Here is a 20,517-nt window from a genome sequence, read left to right on the forward strand (position 1 = left end):
CCTCTTGCGGATTCCTTAATTCCGTTCTTTCTTCAGCCATCCCCATTTATCCAGGAGCGGGACCAACTTTTTCCGCAACTTCGGAACTTTCTCCAGATCCCGCCGTGTCCAGACCCCGAAGCGGAAAACGGCCCACGGGTAAACCATCACGCCGACAAGCACCGACAATAAGGAAGCAGCCATCATCGCCACTCTGAATTCCAGGAAAGGAACCGCGATTTGCTGAACCACAACTGATGTCACGTAAACTGCAATCCCCATCCAGACTGCTGCCCATGCGGCAAACAGCTCTTGCCTGGGGATCCACGATTTCCAACCGAAATGCTGTTTCATTTTCACCAGTTGCAAAATGGCCGTGCACAAAAAGGCAAGCACCGTTGAAAGGGAAGCCCCCCGGATATCCCAAAGGGGAATCAGCAACACATTGAACCCGACTTTCAAAATCATCCCCAATGCCAAATAAACAGCGGGCAAATATACTTTTCCCAATCCCTGCAAAACTCCTGCCGATACAATCCACAAAGATGAGAGGACTCCGGACCATGCCAAAACAGCCAAGGCATCCGATCCCGCCGCGTCTTCATACAACATCACGTTGACAGGTTCGGCGATGACCATCAGACCGACCGCAGCCGGAAGCCCCAAGCCCCAAGTCAACCGCAAAGCGAGGACAGCTTGCTCTTCAACTTCCTTCACCCTCTGTTTGCTGACCAGATCCGAAATGGCCGGAACGATGGAGAGCGCGATCGCCGTGGCAAAAAACGAAGCAAATTGAACCAAAGGTTGCCCCCGGTCAAAAACGCCTTTTAAGCGAATGGCTTCTTCAGTTTCCAATCCCCGATCCACCAGCAAATTGGCCACCGTGAAAGAATCCGCCAAAGAAAACAAAGGGAGAATGAGCGAACCGATACAAATCGGCAATGACAAACGAAACAGGTTTTTCATCACTTCAGCCGGCGGCTCGATGCCGGAAGCAACTGCAAAGCCTGCCTCTTTTTTGGGAAACGGCTGGGCTTTATGCCAGTAATAGACCAACACAATCAGCGCTCCGACGGCTCCGGTGATGGATCCAAACACAGCTCCCGCACCGGCATAAACCACGCCCATCCCCGCATCCATAAAATACCAGGAAAGAACAAGAATGGTCACAACCCGGATCAACTGTTCAACCATTTGTGAATTTGCAGTCGGAACCATATTTTGCTGTCCTTGAAAACAGCCGCGCATCACCGCCAGAAACGGCACAGCCAAAAGAGCAAAGGAAACGGTTTGAATCGGCAAAGTAAGCAAGCTACGGTTTCCCATCCATTCCGCGATTTGGCCGGCCCCAAAAAACAGGAGCAAAAAGGAAACCGCCCCCAGCAAGGACAAAGCTGTCAAAGAAACACGGAAAATTTGCGCGACTCCCGCCATTTGCCCGCGGGACCACTTTTCCGAGACCAACTTTGAAATCGCGGCCGGAAACCCGGCGGTGGCCAGGATCAACAAAACACTGTACAAGGGATATACTTGCTGATAAACATACATCCCTTCATCGCCGGTAATATTTTGATAAGGAATTTTGTAAACAGCCCCTAATATCTTCGAAAACAAAGCAGCCCCTCCCAAAATGGCCGCACCACGGATGAAGGACTGCCGGCTTTGCTCCATCATCTTCCATTTGCTCTCCTCTCCACGCTGCAATTGCTTTTCATTATACAAAAGTGCGGGAGGTTACAAAAGAAAAAAGCAGGTACATTCACCTGCCCGACAAAGAATTGTTAATGTTCCATTTGTTTGGCCAGAAAAGTGGCAGCCGTGCTGGCCAGTTTTTCTTCCAATTCCCCCAACTTCCCTCCTTCTTTCTTGCTGAGCACGATGACTGCACCGATCGGATCGCCTCCCGCATTAATGGGAACAATGAGATAGGACTGATATTCTTCAGGCATTCCTTTGAATATCTCGGCAGTTCCGGGGTTTGTTTCCAGATAAGTTCTTCTTTGATCCATGCATGATTCCACGATTTCACCAATGTTTTTCTCCAAATATTCTTTTTTGGATACCCCTGCAATGGCAATTACATGATCCCTGTCACAAATGAGTGTGGGGTAATGCATATTTTCATATAATGCTTCGGAAAATTCCTGTGCAAAGTCACCCAACTCGCCGATGGGTGAATACTTTTTTAAAATCACTTCACCTTCTCGGTCCACAAAAATCTCCAAAGGGTCTCCTTCTCGAATACGCAGTGTTCGTCGAATTTCTTTCGGGATGACAACACGCCCCAAATCGTCAATCCGGCGAACGATGCCTGTTGCTTTCATAGAATAATTTCCTCTCTTTCTTTATATATTTTTTATAATTTCTGGTTTAATTTGTTTTATCAGCCATAGTATTTATTTTCTTCCAGCAGATTATACAGACCTCCGGACATAAAAAAAGAGCCCTAGTGCGGCATAACATGCCACGGGCTCTTTTCCGGCAGTTCAGGATCCTTTTTGGTCATTGGAAAGAAGGGACTTAAAGCCTAATTCCTCTTTGACCAGTTGATCATACACTTCTTGCCGTTTTTGCATTTTCACTTGTTCGTCCGCTTCGTCCACCGGCTTTTTCCCCCGGTCCAACACTTTTACGATATGAAAACCGTAATCGGTTTTAATCGGGTCGCTGATTTGGTTGAGGGGCAACTCCCGGCATGCTTTGGCAAATTCAGGGACAAACTGGTCCGGTGTGCCTTCATAAACTCCGTTTGAGTCTTTGGATCCGGGATCATCCGAATACTCCTTCACCAACTTTGCGAAATCGCCGCCGTCATCCAATTTTTTCTTGACTTCCTCCGCGCGTTTTTTCGCTTGTTCTTCCGTTCGTTTCGGCTGATCTTGCTGCGAACCGTCATTGATGGAAACCAACACGTGCTGTACTTTTACATAGTCATAAGTTTGCCCTTTTAATTGTTCGTCATAGTATTTGTTGACCCGGTGATACTCCACAAAAAACTGCCGTAATTGCGTCTTGTCAAACCCTTTTCCTTTGATCGCCTCATCCAGGGTTTGAGGATTGTTTTGGCCTTGTTCCTGCCCTGCTTGCTGTTTCAGGCCTTCTTCGATTTGTTTGATCGTTTCATCCGCTTGTTTGGCGAACGATGCATCATCTTTGATTTTGGTCAACATATACTGGCGGGCCGCATACTCTTTCGCCAATTCCGTTTTTAATTCCTGATTGTCCTTGATCGATGACATCATAAACGACAATTGGGGATCCAAATACGCAATGATGTTGATGTAGCGGTTCAAATCCCCTTCAACCACTTTGCCTCCCTTGTATTCGGCAACCACCTTTTTGCTGGTGGTGTCAAGGGGCTGGAATTCCATCGCCCCGGCCGTCTGCTCTTCTTCTTTGTTGTCTTTTCCCATCGCACATCCGGCAATGGTCGCGGAAAGAATCAGCACGAAGGCCAACGTCCCGGCGATCCACTTTTTACTCAGTCGCATGTTGAACGGCTCCTTTCGGTTTGGGAACATCTTTATATTTTATCAGAAACTGTTCGATCATTTCTAATGCCTGTTTATGAGGCATCCCTTTGGTTTTGAAGATGATCCCGATCTTCTCTCCCGTTGAGAAACGAATTTTTCCCGGGAAATCCTGAGCAATTTCAAACAATTTCGGGCCGTCGATTTGGTCATTTTGTTCCGGCCGCAACCGGAGAATGATATCCCCGTCTTTCTGCTCAACTGATTCCATGCCGTACAGAATGGCATAAGCTTTGATTTTGGAAATTTTTAACAGCATTTGCACAGGATCCGGCAAATCCCCGAAACGATCCTCAATCTCTTCTTCCAAGTCGGTCACTTCATCCAATGTGGTGACGGCACGGATCTTTTTATACAATTCAATTTTCTGTTTCTCATCACCAATGTATCCGGAAGGCAAATAGGCGTCCACATTTAATTCGATGACTGGCTCGGTTTCTTCCTTTGTGGATTTTTCTCCTTTCAGTTCCTCAATCGCTTCCTTCAGCATCTGGCTGTAAAGCTCAAATCCCACGGTTGCAATATGGCCGTGCTGTTCGGCTCCCAAGATGTTCCCGGCTCCCCGGATGGATAAATCGCGCATCGCAATTTTAAATCCGGATCCCAGCTCGGTAAATTCTTTGATGGCCTGCAGGCGCTTCTCCGCGGTTTCGGACAACACTTTATCCCGTTGGTACGTAAAGTAAGCATAAGCAATGCGATTGGAACGCCCCACCCGGCCGCGCAACTGGTAAAGCTGGGACAATCCCATCTTGTCGGCGTCATAAATGATCAATGTATTCACATTGGGAATATCCACACCGGTTTCAATGATGGTGGTACTGACCAAAACGTCGTATTCCCCGTCCAGGAAGTCCAGCATCACTTTTTCCAGTTCGGATTCCTGCATCTGGCCATGGGCCACCGCCACCCGTGCTTCCGGAATCAAAAGCCGGATTTGGTCGGCCATCTGTTCGATGTTGTGCACTTGATTATATAGGAAATAAACTTGTCCGCCACGCGCCAGTTCCCGTTCCACCGCTTCCCGGACCAACGCCCCGGAGTATTCCAACACGTATGTCTGCACCGGGAACCGGTTTTCAGGAGGCGTTTCAATAACAGACAGATCGCGCACACCCATCATGGCCATGTGCAGGGTGCGGGGAATCGGTGTCGCCGATAACGTCAACACATCAATATTGTGCTTCAGCTGTTTGATTTTCTCCTTGTGTTTCACGCCAAAGCGTTGTTCCTCGTCGATGATGAGAAGCCCCAAGTCTTTGAATTGGACATCTTTGGATAAAAGACGGTGCGTGCCGATGACGATATCCACCGTTCCTTTTTTCAGCCCTTCCATCGTTTCTTTCTGTTCTTTCCGGGTGCGGAACCGGCTCAACACATGAATTTGTACCGGGAAGTCAGAAAAACGCTCACGAAAAGTCTCATAATGCTGTTGAGCCAAAATGGTGGTCGGAACCAACACAGCCACCTGCTTGCCGTCCATCGTCGCTTTAAACGCCGCGCGGATGGCCACTTCCGTTTTTCCGTATCCCACATCCCCGCACAACAAGCGGTCCATCGGCTGGCTTCGTTCCATATCCTTTTTGATCTCTTCCACTGAACGCAATTGATCCGGCGTTTCCTCATAAGGGAACATCGCTTCAAACTCTCTCTGGTAAGGCGTATCTTTCGAAAAAGCAAAGCCTTTGGCCTGTTGCCGCTTGGCGTATAATTCGATCAAATCCTGGGCGATATCCTGCACCGAAGACCGGACTTTATTTTTCACCTTGCTCCATTCGCTGCCGCCCAGACTGTAAACCTTCGGCGTTTTTTCCTCGCTGCCGACATACTTTTGCACTTGGTCGATTTGCTCCACCGGCACGTAGAGCTTGTCGTTTCCGGCATACTGGATGTGCAGATAATCCTTGTGCATGCCGCCGACTTCCAGCGTTTCAATGCCGATGTATTTCCCGATTCCGTGATTGACGTGAACCACATAATCCCCGGGTTTCAATTCTTGGTAATCTTTGATTTTTTCGGCATGGTCCATCTTGGCATGGCGCCGGGTCCGCCGTTGCTTTTGCGTGAACACTTCGCTTTCGGTGATCACTGCGAGCCGGACCGGGTTCATCTCAAAGCCGTTTTGCAGATTGCCCAGGCAAATGACGGGTTTTCCCGGCAAAGGAACCTGGTCGGACAAATCTTTGGCCGCATTCATTCCGTAATCATTCAACACCCGTTCCAGACGGTCCATCCGCTCTTCACTGCTGGCCAAAAACACCACACGGTAATTGGATTTTTCCCAACGTTCCCATTCCGCCTTCAAAACATGCATTTGCCCGTGAAATTGCTGCATGCTGCGGCACACCATCTGGATCACATTTTGCGGCTTGATTGCCGGAATCTTTCGCATGAACAAGGAAAGATAAATCCGTTGGTGGTCCTTGTTTTCAACCACTTCATCAAAAGAAAAAGATATTTTCAACCCTGGCAAAAGCTCTCCTTGTTGCAACAAGACGGTCTGCCATTCCCCTTCTTCCCTTTCCATCTGCCGGGCACTTTCAATGATCCGGTTCGGTTCATCCAAGATGACCAACGTGTCCGAAGGCATGTAATCCACAAGGCTTTGGCACTCCGGGTAAATTTGCGAAATATACTTGTACATGCCGGTAAAGTATGTGCCGTTTTTCAATTGTTCAATATCATAACCAATCGATTGATTTAATTTTTCCCTCAGTTCAGTCTCTTTGGTGACGCTTAACCGTTCCCCCAACCGTTTTTCCACTTTTTCGCCCGCTTGATACAACTCATCTGCCGATGCGAACAATTCTTTTGCCGGAGGAATGGTCAATTCCTCCCATTTGTCAAAAGAACGCTGATCCGACACGGAGAAAGGACGGATGGAATCCACTTCGTCGTCAAACCACTCCACACGGACGGGATTTTCAAAGTGAACGGGATAAATGTCCACAATGCCGCCACGCACACTGTATTCACCGGGTTTTTCCACCATTTCAACCCGCTGGTACCCCACATTCACCAGCTGCGTGAGCAATGAATCAATTTCCTGAACCTGCCCCACCTTCAACGTGGTATAGTTTTTCGCAAACACTTTTTTCGGCAAAAACAATTTGCGCAAGCCGGAAAACGGGACCACAAGCACCCCGTTGAATCCATGAATCAAACGGGTTAACACACCGATTTTTTCTCCCAGTGTCTCCTGGCCGGCCACGGCAATTTCGGTGGTGACCAGTTCATTGGCCGGGTACAGCAAAACCTCGTCCTTTGACAAGATTTCCTGCAGGTCTTCGGTCGCTTTTTGCGCCTGATTTAAATTATGGCAAACCAACAGGACGGGCCGTTTCACTTCCTGGAACAGCGCAGCGACATATAACATGCGGGCGGTGCCTGACAATCCGGCAACCAACTGCTCTTTCAACCCGGTTTTGATTCCTGTTACCGTTGACTGAAAATCTTTGTCCTGCTTAAATATATGCGTTAACGGTATCAACAGTTGTTCCTCCCCTTTTTTCCATCAGTCTACAGGTCAAATAGAAAAGAAGCCTTAGCTATCAACAGCCAAGGCCGTTTTTTCATTATAATCAGAAAAATATCCACCATTATTCCTAATGAAAGAGTGAAGGATACAAAACCCGTTCCGGATCTTTTTCCAATACCTGCTGACATGACTCACAAGTCACTTTCACCACTTGGTTTCCTTCAATATCACTGGTTATTATATCTTCCCGTTCTTCCGGGGTCAACTGATCAAACCCCAACTGGGATTCGGTTACCCTTGAAGAATCGATTCTTCCGATCGATTTTTGACAATGTCGGCAAATATAATGTATGGCCATGAAAATGCCTCCTGCCTGTTTATGTTAGTCATAGTATCGTCTTTCAAACAAAAAATATTCAACTTCGCTTTGGTTTCCATGGCCATACCAAATGCAACATTTATTTCCGCACATTAAACTGGTTCATCGCTTGCAAAAAGTCTGACTTCACCCATTCATTCACCGCTTCTTTGGCACGGTCAACGGCATCCAGCACCGTTTCCAGTTCTTCTTGGCGAAATGGGGACAAAACATAATCCGGAACCGAAAGATTTCCCGACGGCCGGTCAATGCCGATCTTGATCCGCTTAAATTGATCCGTTCCCAAATGGCGGATAATGGATTTCATCCCGTTGTGGCCGCCTGAACTTCCTTTTAACCGCAAGCGGATTTGCCCGCACGGCAAATCGAGATCGTCGTAGATGACGCACAAATCCTCCAAATCCAGTTTCAACCAGTCCAATGCCGGCTTCACCGACTCCCCGGACAAATTCATATAGGTCATCGGTTTCAATAAAATAACTTTCTCCCCGTGCACAAAGCCTTCGCCCACTTCGCCTTTCCACTTTTCTTTCCCCACGGGAATTCCCCATTGTTCACTCAGTTGATCAATCACCCAAAAACCGACGTTATGGCGTGTCCGCGCATACTGTCGCCCCGGGTTACCCAAACCGACTATTAGCTTCATCCTGTACCTCCAACTTTCCCTGAACTCATCTCAATCCTTTTTATTTTATCATGGAATCATGAAAAAGGCGCAACCGGTAAGGATTGCGCCTTTTTCTTCATTCTGTTTCTTCCTCATCTGTATCTGTATCAACGGCTTTTTCTTCGTTGTCAATGTCTTCACTTTTGGCAGGAGGCACGACCGTAGCCACTGTTGTTTCCGGTTCGAAATGAAGCAGTTCCACTCTGTCCGGCACCTTGATATCCTTTAACAACAGGGAATCCCCCACCTGCAGATGGGACACATCCGCTTCAATGGATTCCGGAATGTCGGACGGCAACGCCTTCACTTCGACCAAGCGGAGATGCTGTTCCAAAATCCCCCCGCTTTTCACACCGGCCGCTTCCCCCGTCAGGTGAACAGGCACCTCGACATGCAAAGGTTCATTCATTTCCACTTTGAGAAAGTCAATGTGCAAAATGGAAGATTTGATCGGGTCTCTCTGGATGTCTCGAACCATTACTCGATGCGTCTTGCCTGCTACGTTTAAATCCACAAAACCATTCGACTGAACTTGTTTTTGTGCTTCACTGTAATCAACCGCAAGCTTTACCGGATCCAATCCCTTGCCATATAAAATCGCCGGAATTTGGCCTTGTTTTCTCAAGGCATTTAAAGATCCGGTTTTTTCTCTTTTCACTGCTGTAATGGCATTCGACATTTCCATATCCCCCTTCTATAAGAGGGAATATAACCTTTTTCACCGCGATCTAAACCTGATTTTGGAAAATCACATTTTGAAAGCCGTTACAAAAAGAAACTTTGTGCCGGATCCCGCCTCAGTCGAACAACTTGCTGACCGATTGCTCATTGTGAACCCGCCGGATGGCTTCACCGATCAACTCCGCCACCGAAAGAACGGTGACCTTGTCCAGTTGTTTTTCCTTCGAAAGAGGGATGGTGTCGGTCACCACCATCTCGGTGATGTTGGAGTCGCGAATCCGTTCAATGGCCGGTCCCGAGAAAACAGGGTGGGTACAACATGTGTATACTTCTTTGGCTCCGTATTCAAGCAAGGCATTGGCAGCCAGGGTAATGGTTCCTGCCGTGTCAATGATATCATCAATGATGATCGCCGTTTTTCCTTTGACATCACCGACAATGTTCATCACTTCCGCCACATTGGGCTCCGGACGTCTTTTGTCGATGATCGCTATCGGAGATTCCAACCGTTCGGCGAGACGACGGGCACGAATCACTCCGCCGTGGTCGGGGGAGACGACCACCACATCCCCCAGATCTTTTTTGATAAAATAATCAGCCAAAATCGGGACACCCATCAGGTGATCCACAGGGATGTCAAAGAAACCTTGGATTTGTGTCGCATGCAAGTCCATCGTAATGACCCGGTCCGCACCGGCTGTCTCAATCAGATTGGCAACCAGCTTGGCGGTGATGGGATCCCGTGCCCGGGTTTTCCGGTCCTGCCTTGCATATCCGTAATAGGGAATCACCACATTGATGGTGCCGGCCGAAGCACGGCGCAAGGCATCCACAAAAACCAACAGTTCCATCAAGTTCTGGTTCACCGGATTGCATGTGGATTGAATCACATACACATCCGAACCGCGCACGCTTTCATCCAGCTTTACATGAATCTCTCCATCGCTGAATTTACCCACATGCGCTTTTCCGAGAGGAATATTCAAATGATCGCAAATGGCATGGGCAAGTTTCGGGTTGGAATTGCACGTAAAAACTTGTAGACGAGGGCTTACCGTAGACATAGAAATTTGTTCCTCCAATTTTATCATTTCTTCACACGCTTTGATTTAATTTTATCCGCATAGCCGGACTTGTTTGTCTGACGCTCCCGCGCAATGGCCAAAGCTTTTTCAGGCACATCGTCGGTAATGGTGGAACCGGCCGCCACATAAGCGCCTTGTTCAACCGTAACGGGTGCCACCAGATTCACATTGCATCCGATAAACGCATCATCCTCAATGACGGTTTGATGCTTGTTCACACCATCGTAATTCACGGTGATCACACCGCAACCGATATTCACTTTCTTGCCGACTTCGGCATCCCCGACATAAGCCAGATGGGAAATCTTGGTCCCTTCACCGATTTTGGCTTTCTTCAGATCAATGAAACAACCGACTTTGGTCCGGTTTCCGAGTTCCGTTTTCGGCCGCACCAAGACATAAGGACCGACTTTGGCCTCTTCCCCGACCCTGCTGTCTTCCAGGACGGCATAACGGATGTTTGTTCCATCGGCAACCTCCACATCGGTCAGATCTGCTTGCGGGCCAATATGGCAGTCTTCCCCAATCACGGTTTTCCCTCTTAAAAATGTTCCCGGTTCGATCACCGTATCGGCGCCGATTTTCACATCGGCTTCAATATAGGTGTTTGCCGGATCGACAATGGTGACACCATTTCGCATGTGTTCTTTAAGCAAACGCTGCTGCATCCATCGATTGGCTTCCGCAAGCTGGATCCGGTCGTTGACTCCCATTGCTTCCTCTTGGTCCCCGATCTCTTGTGCACCGATGGTTTCCCCTTGATCGCGCAAAATGGATAATACATCGGGAAGATAGTATTCACCTTGGGCATTATCGTTATTGACCAGCGACAAAACGGAAAAAAGCTTTTGATTATCAAAACAATAAGTGCCAGTATTCACTTCACGGATTTGCCGTTCGGCATCCGTGGCATCTTTATGTTCGACGATGCGATCCACCTGCCCGTCCTCGCGCCGAACCACCCGTCCGTAACCGGAAGGATCATCCATGATGGCTGTCAAAACCGTGGCAGCCGCTTTGGTTTCCTGATGTTTCTCAATCAATTTTTGGAAGGTTTCCGCTGTGAAGAGAGGATGGTCCCCGTTTAATACCAGCGTGATCCCTTCTTCATTTTCCAACAAGGACCGGGCTTGCATCACCGCATGAGCGGTTCCGAGTTGTTCCTCTTGTTCCACAAAGTCAACTTGACCGCTCAAGTGCCCTTTCAACGCCTCTTTTTGATGCCCCACCACCAAAATAGTTTTTTCAATCGCCAGCCGGTTCAATTGACCGATAATGTGATCAATCATAGGTTTTCCACAAACCGGATGCAATACTTTATGTTTTTTGGATTTCATACGGGTTCCTTTTCCCGCGGCCAAAATGACTGCATACACATGTTGTTGCATAACCCAAGTTCCCCCGTTTCTCAAAACTTCCTCCCTGAATATATCCCAATTGGTATGGGATTGCAACCAATCCCCTTTGAACATCGTATAAAAACAATGCCCATCACCATTATAATCAAAAACCTTTGCCGACAACGAAAAAATCACCCATTCCCGAAACGGAATGGGTGATTTTTTATACATCCACTTGCAACGCTTTATTCGGATCGGCTTGAGACTCCATCTCTCCTGCACGGTGGTACTCGGCCAGCACAGCGGATTCAATCTTCTCACGGCTCATCGGAGAAATGGGATGGGCAATATCGCGAAACTCCCCGTCAGGAGTACGTTTGCTCGGCATTGCCACAAACATACCGTTATTTCCCTCAATCACACGAATGTCATGTACCACAAATTCACTGTCAAACGTGATGGATGCGATGGCGCGCATTCTTCCCTCACGGTTGACCCTGCGAAGTCGAATATCGGTAATTTCCACTAGATCCCACCACCTATTTTACAATGATGACTCAATTTGCTTATTTTTACTATTCTAGGCAGCGGGATTAAATCCTTCCATGAATGGATAAATTGACCAAATTTTCTTTTTTATCTATTTTTCTTTGCAATCACTTCTATTTCAATCAACACGTCTTTCGGCAAGCGGGACACTTCCACACACGAACGTGCCGGTTGGTGTTCTTTGAAGTACCCGCCGTAAATTTCGTTTACGGTTTGAAACTGGTTCATATCCCGGAGAAAGATCGTGGTTTTCACCACATGCTCCAAACCGCTTCCGGCAGCTTCAAGAACTGATTTTAAATTTTCCAGCACTTGCCGGGTTTGTTCCTCGATTCCTCCCGCGACGAGTTTCCCGTCCGGGGTGAGCGGAATTTGCCCAGACGTAAAGATCCAATCCCCGGTTTCCACCGCTTGCGAATAAGGACCGATTGCTTGAGGCGCTTTGTCTGTTTGCACTTTTTTCAACATGATCATCGCTCCTTCCTGTCATCAAAAACATTTCCAACTTCCACTTGAACTTTCCTCTTTTTCACATCAATTTCCGTCACTTTGGCCAGTGACACATATTCATCCACCAACCGGTTCTCAGCAGGCTGTTCCAACATCACTCCGACTCCGACCACTTCTGCTTTAAATTCATTCAACAAATCCATCAGTCCCCGGACCGTGCCCCCGGCTTTCATAAAGTCGTCAATAATGAGGACACGGGCTCCTTCAGACAAGCTCCGCTTGGATACGGATAACTGGCGCAACCGTCTGCTGGAACCCGAGACGGTGTGTACGGTCACGACGGAACCTTCGGTGACGCGGTAATCGTACCGGGCGATGGTGACCGGAACCCCCAACAAAGCCGCCGTGGCATAAGCAATGGGGATTCCTTTGGTCTCGACGGTTAACACGGCATCGATGTTTTGTTCCTGAAACACCGTGGCAAAAATCCGCCCGATCTGATTCAGGAAAAAGGGGTCGCCCAACAGATCAGACAGATACAAAAAGCCGCCCGGCAAAATGCGTTCGGGACTGGATAATTTTTCGCACAACTCTTGCACGACCTTCCGGGCATGTTCCACGCCAAAACCCGGAATATAACGGACACCGCCGGCCGCACCGGCCACTGTTTCCAATTTGCCGTTTCCTTCCGAGCGCAACACCTCATCAATAATATCCAAATCTTCACTGATAGAGGATTTTGCCGCTTTATACTTCTCCGCAAAAACGGTCAGAGGAATCAATCGATATGGATTGAACAGCAATTGGCGGATCATATCGGTTAATCGTGCACTCCGTTTCCACTTTTCCATTCACTACCTCCGAAAAATCGAATGATATTGACCGAAATATATCACTTCGTTCGCTTTTCTTCAAGCAGCGGAACCTGTTTTTTTCCCAACATTCTCACGGCAAACACTTGCTGGCAAAAGCCTTTTAAACTGTTTACAATCCGTTTGGCCCTTTGTTCCTGCTTCACCAGCCCGAATACGGTGGGGCCGCTTCCGGACATCAACACCCCGTCCGCTCCAAAGAGCTGCATTTTTTCTTTTATTTTTTTCACAGTGGGATGCATGTGATGAGTCACCGGCTCCAATACGTTTTCCAGGTTTCGGACAACAGATTCATAATCTTGCCGTTTGAGTGCCTCGATCATCTTTTCCGTTTGCGGATGATGATCGATTTGGTCCACTTTCAGGTTTTGAAAAACATCCGCCGTGGATACACCGTGTCCCGGTTTGGCCAAAACAACCCAACAGGGCGGCGGTGCCGGAAGCGGTGTCAACTTTTCCCCTCTTCCTTTTGCCAGTGCGGTGGTGGAATAAACGCAAAACGGAACATCGGAACCAATCCCGGCCCCGATCTCAGCCAGTTCCTCCAAACTCCATCCCAAATTCCATAATTGATTCAATCCTCTCAAGACCGCCGCAGCATCGCTGCTTCCTCCCGCCAGGCCGGCAGCAACAGGAATCTGTTTATCGATGTAAATATGTACACCTTGAGAAATCCCCGCTTTTTCCCTCAACAATACCGCCGCACGGTAAGCGAGGTTCCTCTCATCCCTCGGGACAAATCCGGAACTCGAATCCAGGGTGATTTTTGAGTCCGGTCTCAAAGAAAGATCCACCCTGTCATACAAATCCACGGTCGTCATGACCATCTCCAACTCATGATAACCATCCGGACGTTTATATAGCGCATCCAATGTCAAATTAATTTTAGCTGGTGCTTTGACTGATATAAACAAGATTGATTCCCTCCAATTTTCACACGGTCGCCATCCGCAAATTCCGGCACATGATTTTACTATTTTATCACGTTATGAGTCCGGACTAGTAGGTGGGAACAAATATTTTCCCGCAAAAAAAAGAGGCTCTCGGGATGCGAGAAGCCTCTTTAAAAAAGGAATGTCCCCGGTTTCACCTTGAACCTTGCTGTTTTAAATACTCTTCCGCAAGCTGAACCGCTCTTTTCACCATATTACCGGCATCACGGGTGGTGATTCCACCCCATCCTTCGCGTTTGACCACATCATAAAAGCCAAGATCTTTTGCCAGTTCATACTTAAAGCTTTCAGACATGATTCCGCGCCGACGAGCCAAGCGATCTCCTCCTTTGGTTCAGGGCAAATGGTTCAAGGGCAAAACACAGGGCTTTCTTATTATGCACCAAGCACCCGTAAGTATGTAATCGCTTACAAAGGTATGAAAAAAAAGAACACATTGGGATGTGTTCATAGTTATTGCGCAGATCTTACATATTTCACAGGTATTTGTTCATTTTCCCCGCTGTAAACCGTCAATTCAACGGATTCCGTCAGTATATCTGCATAGCTGTATGAAACACGGCTGAAAGCGTGATCCTCATCCAGCTTGACAACGAACACAGAAGGATATGTCTCTTCTAAAATGCCAGTTCGCTCAATGGTCTTACGGCGTCCGCTATTGGCTTTAAGGCGAATTTTTTGCCCGATAAAACCATCCAGAGTGCATTTGATTTCAGATAAAGCGTTTTTGCCCATTTTACGACCACCTCACTTATAGTCGATTATACTACAAGCGAAGTGAAAAGTCAAATTTTGTATTATAGCAAGGGGACAACAATTTTGTCAATAATATTTTCGCATATTTATTCCTTTTTTTCTCATTTGGTAAACCGGTCGGCCACCGCGCTGGCGGCGTAAGATTCCGGTTTGATTTTCGCTGTATATCCAACGGATGTCACCCATCCGACCACTTCTTGAATCAGCTTCCTCGTTTCCCCTTGTTGTCCGACATCGAGATGGATTTCCATCGGGATATCCACAAAGAATCCAAAGAAGCCGTTTTTCTTCAACGTTTCAACGGCTTTCAAACTGTATTCCGTTTCCCGGTAGATCCGGTAACGCAAGTCACGAATGGCGGCATGGCGATATTTCGTGTAAAAGAAAATCGCCCCTTTGCCAATCCGCTGCACGATGAGCGCCGTGACAAAGATCGTTTCATTCTCCCGGGTTTGCGAATCGGTTCCGATCACCACTTTATATTGGGCATCCGGATCCTCTTGCAGATATCCCCGGATATCCATAATCATTTCATTCAGGCTTCTTCTACCTTTTCTCGGATGATAAAATTTCACGGAACAACCTCCATCGACTCAGGATATGGTTGATCCGAGACTCCGTTGGTTAAAACGATATCTTTTTCCGATCAAGCACTTCAGCCAAGACTGCAAATTCTTCCAAATCCAATGTTTCGGCGCGTCGTTTCGGATCAATTCCCGCTTCAGACATCCATTTTTCCAGTTCTTCTTTTGAAACGGAAGACAACAGATGAGAATGAAGCGAATTCAACAAGGTTTTCCGACGCTGATTAAATGCGGCCCGGACCATTTTGAAAAAGGCTTGTTCATCCGGAACCCGCACCTTCGGCTCTTTTCTAAGCGTCAAACAAACCACCTTGGAATCAACCTGCGGCCGCGGAACAAACACATGGCTCGGAACCCGCCCCACTTCTTCGACTTCCGCATAATACTGCACAAGAACCGACAAAGAACTGTAATCTTTGGTTCCCGGTGCCGCTTTCAGCCGGTCCGCCACCTCTTTTTGGATCATGATGACAATATTTGTAAGCGGCAGCCGTTCTTCGAGCAAGCGGACCAAAATCGGTGAAGTGACATAATAAGGCAGGTTGGCCACCACATGAAGGGAGCCGGTATCCCGAAAATGTTCTGCAACCACTGTTTTCAAATCCACTGTCAGTGCATCTGCATTTATTATTTCCACATTGTCATCATTTTGAAACAAATCTTCCAAAATCGGGATTAACCGTTGGTCGATCTCGATGGCCACCACTTTTCCCGCCGCCTGTGCCAAACGCTCCGTCAAAGCCCCGATTCCCGGTCCGATTTCAATGACCCCGGATTTTTTGGTCAGCGAAGCCGCATGGATAATCTTGTCCAATACATGGGAATCGGTTAAAAAATTTTGTCCCAGGCTCTTTTTCAGTTGGATTTGGTGTTCACTGAGCAATTTTTTCGTTCTTGCTGAAATCGGCTTTTCTTTCATTGTGTGCTTCCTTTCTCCTTCAGATAATCCAGCGCTTCTGCAATTTCTTCCCTGGTGATGCGCAAAACATGCAACCGCCGGTAAAATTGTTTGGCATTGGCGTAACCGATGCCAAGCCGTTCAGCCACCTGCTCCCGCAGTTTCCGGGAACCGGCATCACCGGCAAATCCCAAGTCCATATATTCTTCCCATGTCAGCGGAGGCTGCACCGTATCCTCTTTTTGGGCCGTACGGACTTTGGCCAAAGCTTCGATGATATCCTCCGCCTTGGCATGTTCAATTCCGATTTTGCGGTTTCCTTTCGCTTTTTTGGGGGATAAAAAAGCATGTTTGGCCCCGGGCACTTCCCTGGCAATTTTCTTGCGGATCTGTTCGCCGGCATAATCCGGGTCGGTAAAGATAATGACTCCCCGTTTCTGTTGGGCCCGTTTGATTTCAGCCAGCACATACGGCTCCAATGCCGAACCCTGTGTCTCAATCGTATCGGCTTCGACCGCTTTTTGGATCGCGATCGTATCATTTTTTCCTTCGACAACAATCACTTCATACACTTTCACACGTTCTCTTCCTCTCGCTCCACATTTTCCGAAAAAAGGCCAATGAGGAATGCACCTTCCCATTGGCCCGCAAAAACATTATTCTAATTTCCTTCATCAATTCCAAAAAGGCGAAAAGCGTTTTGCATGGTGATTTGAGCGAGCTCTTCCAAAGACATCCCCCGGATTTCGGCGATTTTTTCGGCAACGAGCCGGACATAGCCGGTCTCGTTTCGTTTTCCCCGGTAGGGATGGGGAGCCAAATAAGGACAATCGGTTTCAATGAGCAGACGGTCCAAGGGAACATGTTCCGCGATTTTTTGGGGAAGCTTGCCGTTTTTAAATGTGACAGGTCCTCCCAAACCGATCATGAAGTTCAAGTCAAGACATGCTTCCATAACCGAAAGGTCTCCGCCGAAGCAATGCATCACGCCTCCGACTTCTTCGGCATGTTCTTCCTTTAAGATCCGCACCACGTCCTCATCCGCATCCCGGTTGTGAATAATGATAGGCAATCCCGTTTCTTTGGCGATGGCGATTTGTTTGCGAAAAACCGCTTGCTGCATATCTTTGGGGGAGGTGTCCCAATGGTAATCCAATCCGATCTCCCCCAACGCCACCACTTTCGGGTGCCGGGTCATCGACTTGATCCACTCCAAATCCTCCGCGGTGCAATCCTTCGCCTCGACGGGATGCCAACCGACGGAAGCATAAATGAAGCAATAAGTTTCCGCCAGCTGAAGGGTTTGCCGGATGGTTTCCCGGTTATACCCCACATTCAACATATATTTTACGCCGTACTCCTCTCTTGCCCGCTCAATGACTTGTTCCCGGTCTTCGTCAAATTTCGGATCATTCAAATGGGTATGTGTGTCAAACAACATCACACGCCTCACCCTTTCCGGTTACTGCTTACTCTGCTGTGTCAAAAAATGCATCCGGTCCAGCGGCCATATGATCAAATCGGCACGGCCGACCACCGCATCGATGTTCACCGGGCCGATTCTGCGGCTGTCCTTGCTGTTGTTTCGGTTATCCCCGAGCACATAAATATGTCCTTCGGGCACCGTGACTTCCTCTTCCATGTTGAAATTCATGGGCTCATAAATATAAGGTTCTTCCAACGGTTTTCCGTTTCGAAACACCTTGCCGTCCTTTATGGCAATCTGGTCCCCGGGCAAGCCGATCACCCGTTTAATAAAATCCCGCTGTTCATCGGTATGGAAGACCACGATGTCCCCGTAATCGGGCTGGTCAACACGGTATATCAACTTGTTGACGATCAACAGCTCATCACCTTGCAAGGTGGGTTCCATGGATGCCCCGTGCACCTCATAGGGTACAAACAAAAAGGTGCGGATGCCCGCAGCGATAATCACGGCCAAGGCAATGGCCGCAACCCATTCCAACACCTTGTACCACTCATTGGACGAACTTTTTGTATCCGCCATCCGATCGTCCTCCTATCCCTGTTGCGGAAGGCATGCCGGTTTACTTGATTCTCGTGCCGTTCGGAATGTCCCCGGATACGGTCGCAAGCACCAGGCGTTCTCCCTCCGAGGCGGCCAAAATCATGCCTTCCGACAATTCACCGCGCAATTTCACCGGCTTCAAGTTGGTGACACAAATCACTTTCATTCCCTTTAACTCTTCCGGTTGATAGTGTTTGGCAATTCCCGAAACCACTTGTCTTTTTTCCGATCCCAAATCAAGTTGCAACTTTAACAGCCGGTCTGCTTTTTCAACCGGTTCCGCTTCCAGCACTTCCGCCACATGAAGTTCCACTTTGGCGAAGTCGTCGATGGAAATCAGACCCTCTGTTTTTTTCTGTTTTTCTTGTTTTTTCTCCTCTTTTTGTTGCACTTGTTGCGTGTTCCCAATCATTTTTAAGATCTCCTCCACTTCGCTTTTTACATCCAAACGCGGGAAAATCGGCTGACCTTTTTTGGTTTTCGTCCCCGGCTTTAACGCCCCGAAGGTGTACAAGCTGTCCCAGGTGGTCAGGTTCGCATCCTCAATCCCCAATTGTTCCCACATTTTCGCCGGCGCCTGGGTCATGAAAGGCTGAATCAAAATGCTGACCATTCTCAGTTCTTCCAGCAGATGGTACAGCACGGAACCCAGGGTGCTACGTTTTTCTTCATCTTTAGCCAGATTCCACGGCTGGGTCGCTTCAATATAACGGTTTCCGAAACGAACCAGCTCCCAAATGGCCGAAAGGGCAACCGAAAACTGCAATTCTTCCATGGCTTCTTCGACTTTATGTACCGTTTCGCGGGCTTTTTCAACCAGTTTTTGGTCATGTTCGGTTGCGTTTTCCACCCGTTCCGGCACAACCCCGTCAAAATACTTGTTCAACATAGCCAAGGTGCGATGCAACAAATTCCCCAAGTCGTTGGACAAATCAGCATTGGCCCGTTCCACGAAGGCTTCCGGCGTAAAGACCCCGTCAGCTCCAAACGGAACTTCGCGAAGCAAATAATAACGCACCGAGTCCAGCCCGTAGCGTTCGATCAACGGAATCGGATCGATCACGTTTCCTTTGGATTTGGACATCTTTTCGCCCATCACTTGGAAAAATCCGTGGCCGAACACTTTTTTCGGCAGCGGAAGCCCCAAAGCCATCAGGAAAATCGGCCAATAAATGGTGTGAAAACGGACAATGTCTTTTCCCACCAAGTGGACATCAGCCGGCCAGTACTTTTCAAACCGGGCTCTTTGCTCTTCATCATCAGACAGATAACCGATGGCCGTAATATAGTTGGTAAGTGCATCCAGCCATACATAGACCACGTGTTCCGGATCGCTGGCGACGGGAATTCCCCAGTCAAACGTCGTCCGCGAAATGCTGAGATCTTCCAACCCGGGCTTGATAAAGTTTTGGATCATTTCATTCTTCCGGGATTCCGGTTGAATAAAATCCGGGTTTTCTTCATAAAAGGCAAGCAGTTTGTCGACATACTTGCTCATCCGGAAAAAATAACTTTTCTCCTTGATCTTCTGGATGTCCCTGCCGCAATCCGGGCATTTTCCGCCTTCCGCCTGGCGATCGGTGAAAAAAGATTCACAGGGCACACAATACCATCCTTCATATTCCCCCAGATAAATATCCCCTTGATCCAACAGTTTCTGAAAGATCTTTTGCACCACTTTTTTATGACGGGGTTCAGTGGTCCGGATGAAGTCATCGTATGAGATATCCAAGGCCCCCCACAACTTTTGGATGCCGGCAACAATCTCGTCGACAAAAGTTTGGGGGTCTTTCCCGGCCGCTTCCGCACTTTTTTGGATTTTCTGCCCGTGCTCGTCGGTTCCGGTCAGGTACATGACATCATAACCGCGCAACCGTTTGTACCGGGCCATGGCATCCCCGGCCACCGTTGAATAAGCATGGCCGATATGCAAATGGCTGTTTGGATAATAAATCGGCGTTGTAATATAGAAAGTTTTCTTTTTGTCTCCCATCTTGGCAACCCCTTTCCGTCAAATCAGACTTGGTTTCTATGGAAATAAAAAATCCCGTCCACGTTGGGACGAGATCCGGTCTCGCGGTACCACCCAATTTGGCTTCATCGCACAAGAAAAGGCGATCACCCACTCTGCTCCCGTAACGCGGGAAAACGTTCTCTCCTACTTTGGGACAACGGTCCGGTTCAAAGAGAATACTCGGGGGCCATTTCATCGGCTTCCGCTATGCCGGCTTTCACCTGTCCCGGCTCTCTGTCCATAGCTTCCACCCACTACTCATCCCCGTCATCG

Annotated in this window: 21 protein-coding genes and 1 other annotated feature (1 of these 22 cut by a window edge); all 21 genes read right to left on the minus strand. The window is 48.2% G+C overall.

Annotation, left to right across the window (positions count from 1 at the left end; translation table 11 throughout):
• Positions 1-15: 15 nt before the first annotated feature.
• Positions 16-1,653 carry a putative polysaccharide biosynthesis protein gene (locus ATH33_RS11965; RefSeq protein WP_121874456.1) on the minus strand — a complete coding sequence of 546 codons (1,638 nt, stop codon included), beginning with the start codon at positions 1,651-1,653 and terminating at the stop codon, positions 16-18.
• 107 nt (positions 1,654-1,760) lie between these two features.
• The gene (gene spoVT, locus ATH33_RS11970) at positions 1,761-2,303 is read right to left on the minus strand and encodes a stage V sporulation protein T (RefSeq protein WP_037997992.1); all 543 of its coding nucleotides are present in this window, start codon (positions 2,301-2,303) and stop codon (positions 1,761-1,763) included.
• Between the two features lie 162 nt (positions 2,304-2,465).
• Entirely contained in the window at positions 2,466-3,470 is a 1,005-nt protein-coding gene (locus ATH33_RS11975; protein WP_037997989.1) for a peptidylprolyl isomerase, read from the minus strand.
• Positions 3,457-6,999, minus strand: coding sequence for a transcription-repair coupling factor (gene mfd / locus ATH33_RS11980; RefSeq protein WP_037997986.1), 3,543 nt, complete (start codon positions 6,997-6,999; stop codon positions 3,457-3,459). Before mfd ends, ATH33_RS11975 begins: the two co-directional genes overlap by 14 nt.
• Positions 7,000-7,114: 115 nt before the next feature.
• A complete protein-coding gene (locus tag ATH33_RS11985) occupies positions 7,115-7,345 on the minus strand; it encodes an anti-sigma-F factor Fin family protein (RefSeq protein WP_037997983.1) in 231 nt (76 codons plus the stop codon).
• A 100-nt stretch (positions 7,346-7,445) separates the two neighbouring features.
• On the minus strand, positions 7,446-8,012 hold the full coding sequence (pth, locus tag ATH33_RS11990) for an aminoacyl-tRNA hydrolase (RefSeq protein ID WP_037997980.1): 567 nt from the start codon (positions 8,010-8,012) through the stop codon (positions 7,446-7,448).
• Positions 8,013-8,109: 97 nt separating this feature from the next.
• Entirely contained in the window at positions 8,110-8,712 is a 603-nt protein-coding gene (locus tag ATH33_RS11995; protein WP_049720801.1) for a 50S ribosomal protein L25/general stress protein Ctc, read from the minus strand.
• 118 nt (positions 8,713-8,830) lie between these two features.
• Positions 8,831-9,778 (minus strand): ribose-phosphate diphosphokinase, encoded by a 948-nt coding sequence (locus ATH33_RS12000; RefSeq protein ID WP_037997977.1) that lies wholly within the window; start codon positions 9,776-9,778, stop codon positions 8,831-8,833.
• A 23-nt stretch (positions 9,779-9,801) separates the two neighbouring features.
• Positions 9,802-11,187 (minus strand): bifunctional UDP-N-acetylglucosamine diphosphorylase/glucosamine-1-phosphate N-acetyltransferase GlmU, encoded by a 1,386-nt coding sequence (gene glmU, locus ATH33_RS12005; RefSeq protein WP_049720831.1) that lies wholly within the window; start codon positions 11,185-11,187, stop codon positions 9,802-9,804.
• Positions 11,188-11,362: 175 nt separating this feature from the next.
• Positions 11,363-11,665, minus strand: coding sequence for a septation regulator SpoVG (spoVG, locus tag ATH33_RS12010; protein ID WP_037997974.1), 303 nt, complete (start codon positions 11,663-11,665; stop codon positions 11,363-11,365).
• A gap of 110 nt (positions 11,666-11,775) precedes the next feature.
• Entirely contained in the window at positions 11,776-12,153 is a 378-nt protein-coding gene (locus ATH33_RS12015; protein WP_276319281.1) for a RidA family protein, read from the minus strand.
• Positions 12,154-12,158: 5 nt separating this feature from the next.
• The gene (gene purR, locus ATH33_RS12020) at positions 12,159-12,989 is read right to left on the minus strand and encodes a pur operon repressor (protein WP_037997971.1); all 831 of its coding nucleotides are present in this window, start codon (positions 12,987-12,989) and stop codon (positions 12,159-12,161) included.
• Positions 12,990-13,030: 41 nt separating this feature from the next.
• On the minus strand, positions 13,031-13,924 hold the full coding sequence (gene ispE, locus ATH33_RS12025) for a 4-(cytidine 5'-diphospho)-2-C-methyl-D-erythritol kinase (protein ID WP_049720799.1): 894 nt from the start codon (positions 13,922-13,924) through the stop codon (positions 13,031-13,033).
• A gap of 172 nt (positions 13,925-14,096) precedes the next feature.
• Positions 14,097-14,279: a small, acid-soluble spore protein, alpha/beta type gene (locus ATH33_RS12030; protein ID WP_037997967.1), complete on the minus strand. Its 183-nt coding sequence runs from the start codon at positions 14,277-14,279 to the stop codon at positions 14,097-14,099.
• Positions 14,280-14,416: 137 nt separating this feature from the next.
• Complete coding sequence (locus tag ATH33_RS12035) at positions 14,417-14,698, minus strand: Veg family protein (protein WP_037997964.1); 282 nt, start codon at positions 14,696-14,698, stop codon at positions 14,417-14,419.
• A 122-nt stretch (positions 14,699-14,820) separates the two neighbouring features.
• Positions 14,821-15,294 carry a ribonuclease H-like YkuK family protein gene (locus ATH33_RS12040; protein ID WP_037997960.1) on the minus strand — a complete coding sequence of 158 codons (474 nt, stop codon included), beginning with the start codon at positions 15,292-15,294 and terminating at the stop codon, positions 14,821-14,823.
• A gap of 49 nt (positions 15,295-15,343) precedes the next feature.
• Entirely contained in the window at positions 15,344-16,222 is an 879-nt protein-coding gene (rsmA, locus tag ATH33_RS12045; protein ID WP_037997957.1) for a 16S rRNA (adenine(1518)-N(6)/adenine(1519)-N(6))-dimethyltransferase RsmA, read from the minus strand.
• Complete coding sequence (gene rnmV, locus ATH33_RS12050; RefSeq protein WP_037997954.1) at positions 16,219-16,779, minus strand: ribonuclease M5; 561 nt, start codon at positions 16,777-16,779, stop codon at positions 16,219-16,221. Before rnmV ends, rsmA begins: the two co-directional genes overlap by 4 nt.
• A gap of 83 nt (positions 16,780-16,862) precedes the next feature.
• Positions 16,863-17,642, minus strand: a complete 780-nt coding sequence (locus tag ATH33_RS12055; protein WP_037997950.1) for a TatD family hydrolase — start codon at positions 17,640-17,642, stop codon at positions 16,863-16,865.
• A 21-nt stretch (positions 17,643-17,663) separates the two neighbouring features.
• On the minus strand, positions 17,664-18,209 hold the full coding sequence (lepB, locus tag ATH33_RS12060; RefSeq protein ID WP_037997947.1) for a signal peptidase I: 546 nt from the start codon (positions 18,207-18,209) through the stop codon (positions 17,664-17,666).
• Positions 18,210-18,249: 40 nt separating this feature from the next.
• Positions 18,250-20,223 carry a methionine--tRNA ligase gene (gene metG / locus ATH33_RS12065; RefSeq protein WP_037997944.1) on the minus strand — a complete coding sequence of 658 codons (1,974 nt, stop codon included), beginning with the start codon at positions 20,221-20,223 and terminating at the stop codon, positions 18,250-18,252.
• 61 nt (positions 20,224-20,284) lie between these two features.
• Positions 20,285-20,517, minus strand: a binding site (T-box leader) (it continues 7 nt past the right edge of the window).

Origin of the sequence: Thermoactinomyces vulgaris (assembly GCF_003688725.1) — a bacterium.
Lineage (GTDB): Bacteria > Bacillota > Bacilli > Thermoactinomycetales > Thermoactinomycetaceae > Thermoactinomyces > Thermoactinomyces vulgaris.

Coding starts and splice junctions, on each gene's coding strand:
- ATH33_RS11965 (WP_121874456.1), bottom strand. CDS start 1,653: ATGATGGAGCAAAGCCGGCAGTCCTTCATCCGTGGTGCGGCCATTTTG.
- spoVT (WP_037997992.1), bottom strand. CDS start 2,303: ATGAAAGCAACAGGCATCGTTCGCCGGATTGACGATTTGGGGCGTGTT.
- ATH33_RS11975 (WP_037997989.1), bottom strand. CDS start 3,470: ATGCGACTGAGTAAAAAGTGGATCGCCGGGACGTTGGCCTTCGTGCTG.
- ATH33_RS11985 (WP_037997983.1), bottom strand. CDS start 7,345: ATGGCCATACATTATATTTGCCGACATTGTCAAAAATCGATCGGAAGA.
- pth (WP_037997980.1), bottom strand. CDS start 8,012: ATGAAGCTAATAGTCGGTTTGGGTAACCCGGGGCGACAGTATGCGCGG.
- ATH33_RS11995 (WP_049720801.1), bottom strand. CDS start 8,712: ATGTCGAATGCCATTACAGCAGTGAAAAGAGAAAAAACCGGATCTTTA.
- ATH33_RS12000 (WP_037997977.1), bottom strand. CDS start 9,778: ATGTCTACGGTAAGCCCTCGTCTACAAGTTTTTACGTGCAATTCCAAC.
- glmU (WP_049720831.1), bottom strand. CDS start 11,187: ATGCAACAACATGTGTATGCAGTCATTTTGGCCGCGGGAAAAGGAACC.
- purR (WP_037997971.1), bottom strand. CDS start 12,989: ATGGAAAAGTGGAAACGGAGTGCACGATTAACCGATATGATCCGCCAA.
- ATH33_RS12035 (WP_037997964.1), bottom strand. CDS start 14,698: ATGGGCAAAAACGCTTTATCTGAAATCAAATGCACTCTGGATGGTTTT.
- rsmA (WP_037997957.1), bottom strand. CDS start 16,222: ATGAAAGAAAAGCCGATTTCAGCAAGAACGAAAAAATTGCTCAGTGAA.
- ATH33_RS12055 (WP_037997950.1), bottom strand. CDS start 17,642: ATGTTGTTTGACACACATACCCATTTGAATGATCCGAAATTTGACGAA.
- lepB (WP_037997947.1), bottom strand. CDS start 18,209: ATGGCGGATACAAAAAGTTCGTCCAATGAGTGGTACAAGGTGTTGGAA.
- metG (WP_037997944.1), bottom strand. CDS start 20,223: ATGGGAGACAAAAAGAAAACTTTCTATATTACAACGCCGATTTATTAT.